Below are 7,462 nucleotides of genomic sequence, written 5' to 3'. Positions count from 1 at the left end.
GGCGTTCCTGCGCATGCATAGAGACGGCCTCATCACTCTTCCTCCACCACGGAGCGAGAACACCAACGGCAGAGCTGTTCGCTACCAGAGTCCTAATGCCCAACTGCGCCTCCCCGACATGTCTCCGAGCACACTGTCTCAGATCGGAGATCTCCGCATACACCTGGTTCAGACCAAGAAAGCCTCTGCGATCTGGAACCAAACCATCGCGAGCTACCACTACCTCGGATACGTGCCTCTCGCTGGTGCACAACTGCGATATCTGGTAGAAGCCGACTGTGGCTTTGTGTCTGCACTCTCCTTTGGTGCGTCGGCCTGGAAGTGCGCTCCTCGTGACACCCATATCGGCTGGGACGACAAGACTCGTCGTTCCCGGCTGCACCTCGTGGTGGGCAACGCGCGCTTTCTCATCCTGCCTTATATCCAGGTTCCCAACCTCGCCTCCAAGATCCTCGCCAAAGTTACCCGACGCCTGCGTGATGACTGGCAGGTCGCCTATGGCTATGCCCCGGTGCTCGTCGAGACCTTTGTCGAGACTGGTCGCTTTGCTGGTACCAGCTACCGAGCAGCCAATTGGATCCAAGTCGGCAAGACCCAAGGTCGCGGCAAGCTAGACCGCACCCATGCCAAAGCACTACCGGTGAAGGACGTCTATCTTTACCCGCTGCACCGAGCTTACAAAACCATTCTCAGCACTCAGACCAGCATGTGAGATCGCCCCGTCAACGTTACGAATCAAACCCTCTTCGGACGGGATCTCCGAATGTGTACACACCATCAGAGGTCTCGGGCCAAGGACGAATCGCTAAAAACCTGTTATTCAGAGTTTTACCCAGCGCCTTTTACCCTTGTTTGGCAGGTCGCATAGGAGCAACAATCTAATCAACACGGACCAACCAAAAGGCCGTTAAAACAAACTTTCCCCTATCCATTTCGGAAGTAACCGACTATCGACGAGGGAAAGTCAAATGGAATTCAAGCTGCCCAAGGAGATAAAAAGAAGTCGTACCGAAACTGATCTCCGAAAGATCATCGACTCTAGGTCAGAGATTTTCCAAGAATAAGTGCGACCGGATTATCCATTGAAAGCCAAACAAAGTGACTCTCGCAAGCATCTCTGATAAGTGCCCGGTTTCGGAACCCAACAAACTTGATTAGCAGCTAGCCATGAGAGCTATTTCTGAATTCTTAGACCAACCTCAGTCGACATCAATTCTTGGCACAACTTTATCCAACCACTTTGGAAACCACCATGCGGCATCGCCGAAAAGTTCCATAACTGATGGGACGAGACAGAGGCGAATGATGGTCGCATCAATAATGACACTCACGCCCAAACCCACTCCCAACATCTTGATGACAATATTGGTAGAAGCAACGAAGGCGAAAAAGACTGCCGCCATGATGCTCGCGGCAGAGCTGATCACTCGTGCCGTTTGCGAAAGGCCTGATGCAACGGCTAACGACGAATCCTTAGTACGCAGAAATTCTTCTTTTACCCTTGAGATCAAAAAGACTTCATAGTCCATCGACAGTCCGAAGGTAATCGCAAACATAATCATCGGGACGTAGGACTCGATCGGAACCTTCTGGTTCATTCCAACCAACGACGACCCCCAGCCCCACTGGAAGACAGCAACAACAACTCCATAAGCCGCTCCTATCGAAAACAGATTCAACAGGGCTGCCTTGATTGGAATCAATATGCTTCTGAAGGTGGCCATCAAGATGATAAACGCTGCAAGGATAACGAACAAAATGATGATTGGCAATTTTGAAACTACCAACTCTAGGAATTGGATTCCCGAAGCGGTATTTCCGGTAACATATCCCTTTTCTCCACCATTCAAGACCTTGGGAAGGGTAACATTTACCAAATTATCAAAGAGCGCCTTTGTCTGAGAGGCTTGTGGTCCATAAGTCGGAACAACATTGAAATACAAGATGGCTTTATTTGGAGAGAGGTTAGGCACCGTAATGTGAGCAACATTAGAAAGAGAAGAGATCGAAGTATTTAAATTTTGTTCGAGAGTTCCAAGCGCACTAGAGGAGTTTGCAACGCTTGGGGGAAGCGTTACGACTATCACAAATGGACCATTTGCCCCTTGACCAAAGGCCGAGGCAACGGCGCCGTAGGCTTGCCGGTCTGAATATGTGGTTGGATTGGAGCCTGCATCTAGACGACCAAGCTGCATTGAAAAGAGTGGGATCACTAAAACACCGGCAATAATCGAACCTAAGACCAAAAAGGTCCATGGTCTCTTTTGAACAGAGCGCGAAAATCGATGCCAGAAATCTTCACCCTCGCCCGTCTCTGCAACAGCTTTCCCAAAGTGGATCCGATCCATACGGGTTCCCAAAAGTCCGAATAAGCCAGGGACTAGGGTAATTGCGCCAATGGCAGATGTAACCACACCCACCATCGCCGCCAAGCCGAGCTTACCTATAAAAGTTAGCCCCGAGACGTATAGTCCCAAAAGTGCAACCGAAACCGTGGCCGCAGCAACAATTACGGATCCACCAGAGGTAGAAACCGTTACTCCAGCCGCCTCCGCTGGTGATAAACCATCCATCAGCTTCTGGCGATGCCGGGTAGTCAGAAACAGACAATAGTCAATTCCGACCCCCAAACCCAACATCGTCGTAAGGGTAGGTGAAGTGGTTGAGAAGGTGGTAACTTTGGCGAGCAAGGCCATTATCCCCAGCGACCCCAAGACGCTAATCAAGGCAGAGACGAGTGGTAATCCAGCGGCATATAGCGACCTGAAGGCAAAGGCGATGATCAACAATGCAAGCACAAGCCCAATCAACTCGGACCTAATATCACTTGCCTTGGGATTCGCCAAAAGGCCAAGAGGGTCATTGTAGTAGACATTCACCTTCGCATTTGTTACCGACTTCATCGCAGTTTCAACCGAGGAGATGTAACTAGGCGAGAACAAGGAAGGATTCTGATTGAAGGCAACAGATATGTAAGCCGTCTCACCAGAGACAGAGACAGCGCCGGTGGCGGTTAGGGGATTCGAAACGGAGACGACATTGGGCAATTTGGACAAGCTGGTCAAAGCTTGAGATATTTGCGCGGAAAAGTTACTCAATGGCTTATTTGGGTCAACGAGAACGATCTGACTCGAATATCCAGTTACAGCTTTATTGTTTGCTTGCAAAATAGAAAGACCAGTTGAAGCCTGGGTGTTAGGAAGTGAGTAGTTGTTGGAATAAGTTCCGCCAATCTTTCCCATGAGCACCACTAGAAATACAACTACCAATAACCAAACCAAAATCGAGGTCTTGAAGTGTCGCGCATTCCATGCACCTAGGCGGTATAAAATCCCCGTCGAGGAGGGCCCTCTATTTGAATTGCCCTCCGATGCTAAAGAATCTCGGAACGACCCATCTAGGAGTTCATCCACCTGTTCCTCCAAAAGTAAATATTGTCATAACTGCCATTTAAAATATAATTCAAATTTATGGCACTTCTGCCATTTGTCATAAGCGTCTATAATTAAAGGGGTAATCCAGTCCAACGGAGGAAGATTCTTGAACGAACTTGGTCTAAGAGAAAAAAAGAAGCTGCAAACACGGGTTGCCATCATGAAAGAGGCTGGACGATTATTCCAAGAAAAAGGCTTCTTTGATACCACGATTCGAGAAATTGCCGAGTCAGCGAACGTCTCAGAACGCACCTTTTACAGGTATTTCGAGAGCAAAGAGGAGCTGTTATTTTCAAATCTCAAGGAGGTGCTCGCCAAATTCATTCAAAATTTAAAGGTAATCCCCATGTCAAGCGACCCCATAGTCGCTATCAAATTCGCGTTAAACGAAACCTTGGAGGATTCGCCGCCCAATCTAAGCCAGATCCGAAAATTCATAGGGAGTTCGACCATCGTCGACGTCCACAAAGAACTATTGGGGATCATCTTCAACTGGGAGTCATCGTTGGCTCAAGAGATGGAAGGGCGTGCTCGTTACCTCGAACCAGAAGGAAACTCACTCGATCTCAAGATCTGGTCGCTGGTGCTCGCTAGGGCTGTATTCGGAGCGGCTCGAACGGCGCTAAACATATCTAATGACACTGCGATAAGCGCGCGAGAGCGCGATGACCTGATTAGGAGCACCTTCGATAAGTCACTAACCATAATGTTAAGCGGATTCAAGATACCCGCCCTGAAGACCTCGGCCATCGATGCTTAAATCTACCAAATTCTCGACATAAGTCTTGACACCACTAGGGACGCTCCAGACCTTCACTTATTTTTGGCAAAGCTAGAGGCTCAAGGTCAAATAGCCACATAGAATCAGTTGCCTTTTGGTCCCGTGGATCAATACTCACCTTAGAAATCTAACCATTTGCTCAAAGATTCAACCCTACCAAGAAAAATTTCAGCTACCCAAGCGTAAAAGACAGATACTGAAGTAGAAAGATCGAGCTGTTGTATTACGATAGCTCTATGGAAATCGGCACTTTAGGGACACGTAATTGCAGGATTATTCAATCACAGTCAACCACAGGTTAAAATATGCGCGCATCAAGGTCAAGGCTGACCAAAGCGTAGAGGTAGTGGTCCCTTTGGGATTTGACAGGTCCAAGATAGAGCGCTTCGTCCACGAACAGGGTGACTGGATCAGCCAAGCTCAAAACCGACTTGCAAAGCGCGCTGACATTTCTGGACTGCCACAAAAACATGAGCTCCCCGAAACCTTCTATTTGGCCGCAACCAATGAACTTTGGACGATTAAAAAGATATCTGGAGATCCAGCTCATATCTACCTCGAAGAAAAACACCCAAACATCTTGGAATTCACCGGCGGAACCAATAAGACCACCCTGCAAGCGATTCATCTATTACGCGACTGGACGAAACATAGGGCCAAAGTGGAGTTCACCCCACTAGTGACTAAGCTCGCCTCGGAGATGGGTGTATCTCCAAAAAAGGTGGCCACTCGTATCCAAAAGACTCGCTGGGGAAGCTGCTCAAGTTCAGGGACAATCACCTTAAACGCAAGGCTGCTCTTCGTGGATCCGACTCTAGTGCGTTCGGTCATCTATCACGAACTAGCACATATCACGCACATGAACCATTCTAAAGAATTCTGGCTGCACCTAAGCAAATTCGATCCGAACTGTCATATCAATAAAACGCATCTAAATAGATCGTCTAAGGCAATTCCAAACTGGATGTTGCCCACCTTGTAGAGTCCAATAAAACCCTCTTGCCTGCCTCGAAATCTGAAATTAACCCAAAATTAGCGATCGTCTTAGTGGAAGGGGTCGCCTAATGCTGTTCAAATCAATCCTCAAGATCACTTCATCCTCACATAGTCCATCAATAAGTATTAAAACCTAAGTTTAATAAAGAGCGGAGCACCCTGTTAGAATTGGGCACTCCGCTATCGATCTATTTAAAATAAAGGAATCTTATCGACTTTTAGATCAAATATAACGATCTAAAGCGCCGAAAAAAATCGCGACTATTTATTTCCAATCTCAAAAAGTCTCTTAAACTGATCATCAGAGAGTTTCACCTTGTCGGCGTTGGAATTTTCTACCAGATGGTCCACCGAAGAAGTTCCTGGAATCGGCAGAACCACTTTAGATCTATGTAGCAACCACGCCAACGAGACCTGAGCCGGAGTGGCATCCAGCTCTTTTGCGACTTCGCCTACAACACCAGAACCTCCGGCTAAAGACCCCATCTGAATCGGAAACCAAGGTATAAAACCGATCCCATTTGCTCCACAATACTCCAGGACTGCTTCTGATGAGCGATTCGTTAGATTATACAGATTCTGAACTGTGTCTATCTTTGCGTACTTGGATGCTTCTGTGATATCGCTTACGCTCACCTCTGAGAGACCGATTCTATTCACCTTACCCTCCTTCTGGAGATCGCTCAAAAGACCAATCTGATCCGCAAGATCAACCTTTGGATCTATCCGATGAAGTTGAAAGAGATCGATCCTATCCACGCCCAAACGCCTCAGGCTCATTTCGAGCTCCTGACGCAAATATTCAGGCCGTCCAACTGGATGCCACTGGTTTGGCCCGGTACGGACGAGACCTGCCTTGGTAGCAATCTTTACACCAGAGGCATATGGATAAAGTGCCTCTCGAATAAGCTCTTCACTTACGTAAGGACCATAACTATCTGCTGTATCTATAAAGTCGATCCCAACGTCTATCGCTTTGCGAAGAACCAAAATCGCTCCGGGACGGTCGATAGGTTCTCCCCAAATTCCAGGTCCGGTTATTCTCATAGCCCCAAAGCCAAGTCGATTGACCTCGAGCGAGCCACCTATATTGAATCTGCCACCTAGTTTTTCCAAAATGCCACCTTCCAGTGAAAGTCGTACAACGCTTTGGTTTCTTGAAAGAAGTAGACCAAAGGCATTGCACAAAATTAATTTCTTTAACCTTTCAGTTTCAAACATGCTCTATAGATAAAACATTCCCTCGGGCGTCTCCCATCAATTCACCAATTGCACTTTCGCCTAAGCAAGTTGGGTCATCACGCTTTGATAAAAAATTCGAAAGCTACTATCCAAATCTTTCAGACCTGAAAATTAGATATGCCATGTTGGCGGTTCAAAAAATATCGAATTCAAATCTCAAGACAAATATAAATCGGCCAAAAAAGCTTTGATCTATATAATAGAGTCGATTGATTAAATAATCATAAAGTCGCCGCTAGGGTTCCACTAGACAAAATTCCTAATAGTCCGTGTTCTAAAACATACTTATCAAGTTTCGTAAGTTTCGCCTCCACCGAGACCAGATTGGAGCTAATCTTTAGTAGAACAGATGTTCGATAAAGGAGGCATGGTGGATATCTCAGGCTTTATGGTACGCTTCGCTTCAGAGGAAGCATGTGAAGATCATTTGATCAAATTGCGGTGGAAAGAGGGATTTAGATGCCCAAAGTGTGACTCTGACCAGTTTACCTTAATCAGGCCAAACCATCGAAGAAATGCAGCATCTCGAGCTCCACTTTTTCAATGTAAATCTTGTCACCGTCAAACTAGCGTTACCTCCGGAACCATCTTCCATCGAAGCCATATCTCTTTATCCAAGTGGTTCTCCGCTATCTATCTATTGTCCAACGACAAGCGTGGTCTTTCGGCTACTACCATTGCTAAATTCGTTCAAGTATCTTATTCGACTGGCTGGTTGATGCTAAATAAGCTACGAAAAGCAATGGCTGACCGAAATGGTTTATATAAACTTGGAGGAAACGCCTGAGTAGATGAGTTCTTTTTAGGTGGTGAGAGCCATGGCGAAGGCAGAAGAGGAAAGGGAACAAAACAAACCAATGTCCTAATTGGAGTGTCGATTAGCAATGGTGCTCCTACTCATTGCTTCATGGAAGTAATCAAAGATACCACTGCTAAATCATTCAAAGATGNTTTTTGTGAGACGTTTAGATTCCGATACCAAGCTGATAAGTGATGGTAACCCAAGTTA

At 46.7% G+C, this 7,462-nt stretch carries 5 protein-coding genes and 1 pseudogene; 4 read left to right on the top strand and 2 right to left on the bottom strand.

The window, feature by feature from the left end:
- On the top strand, positions 1–712 hold a 712-nt coding region (locus AXFE_RS16080; RefSeq protein ID WP_200891322.1), incomplete at its 5' end, for a DUF4338 domain-containing protein.
- Positions 713–1,199: 487 nt separating this feature from the next.
- On the opposite strand, the gene AXFE_RS16075 is transcribed toward AXFE_RS16080, so the two are convergent.
- The gene (locus tag AXFE_RS16075; protein WP_200891321.1) at positions 1,200–3,413 is read right to left on the bottom strand and encodes an MMPL family transporter; all 2,214 of its coding nucleotides are present in this window, start codon (positions 3,411–3,413) and stop codon (positions 1,200–1,202) included.
- Between the two features lie 127 nt (positions 3,414–3,540).
- On the opposite strand from AXFE_RS16075, the gene AXFE_RS16070 reads away from it, so the two are divergent.
- Together AXFE_RS16070 and AXFE_RS16065 are read left to right on the top strand one after the other, a co-directional pair.
- Positions 3,541–4,194, top strand: a complete 654-nt coding sequence (locus AXFE_RS16070; RefSeq protein WP_052606953.1) for a TetR/AcrR family transcriptional regulator — start codon at positions 3,541–3,543, stop codon at positions 4,192–4,194.
- A gap of 286 nt (positions 4,195–4,480) precedes the next feature.
- Positions 4,481–5,197 carry a M48 family metallopeptidase gene (locus AXFE_RS16065; RefSeq protein ID WP_052606952.1) on the top strand — a complete coding sequence of 239 codons (717 nt, stop codon included), beginning with the start codon at positions 4,481–4,483 and terminating at the stop codon, positions 5,195–5,197.
- A 275-nt stretch (positions 5,198–5,472) separates the two neighbouring features.
- Here AXFE_RS16065 and AXFE_RS16060 read toward each other — a convergent pair whose 3' ends face one another.
- Positions 5,473–6,327, bottom strand: a complete 855-nt coding sequence (locus AXFE_RS16060) for an aldo/keto reductase (RefSeq protein WP_235347889.1) — start codon at positions 6,325–6,327, stop codon at positions 5,473–5,475.
- 496 nt (positions 6,328–6,823) lie between these two features.
- Here AXFE_RS16060 and AXFE_RS16055 point away from each other — a divergent pair.
- Positions 6,824–7,462: pseudogene (locus AXFE_RS16055) on the top strand (IS1595-like element ISAxf1 family transposase); the annotation flags it as partial.

The sequence above is a fragment of the Acidithrix ferrooxidans genome, from assembly GCF_000949295.1.
GTDB classification, from domain to species: domain Bacteria; phylum Actinomycetota; class Acidimicrobiia; order Acidimicrobiales; family Acidimicrobiaceae; genus Acidithrix; species Acidithrix ferrooxidans.
The sequence above is the reverse complement of the archived record's forward strand: the minus strand, read 5'-3'. Positions and strand labels throughout refer to the sequence as shown.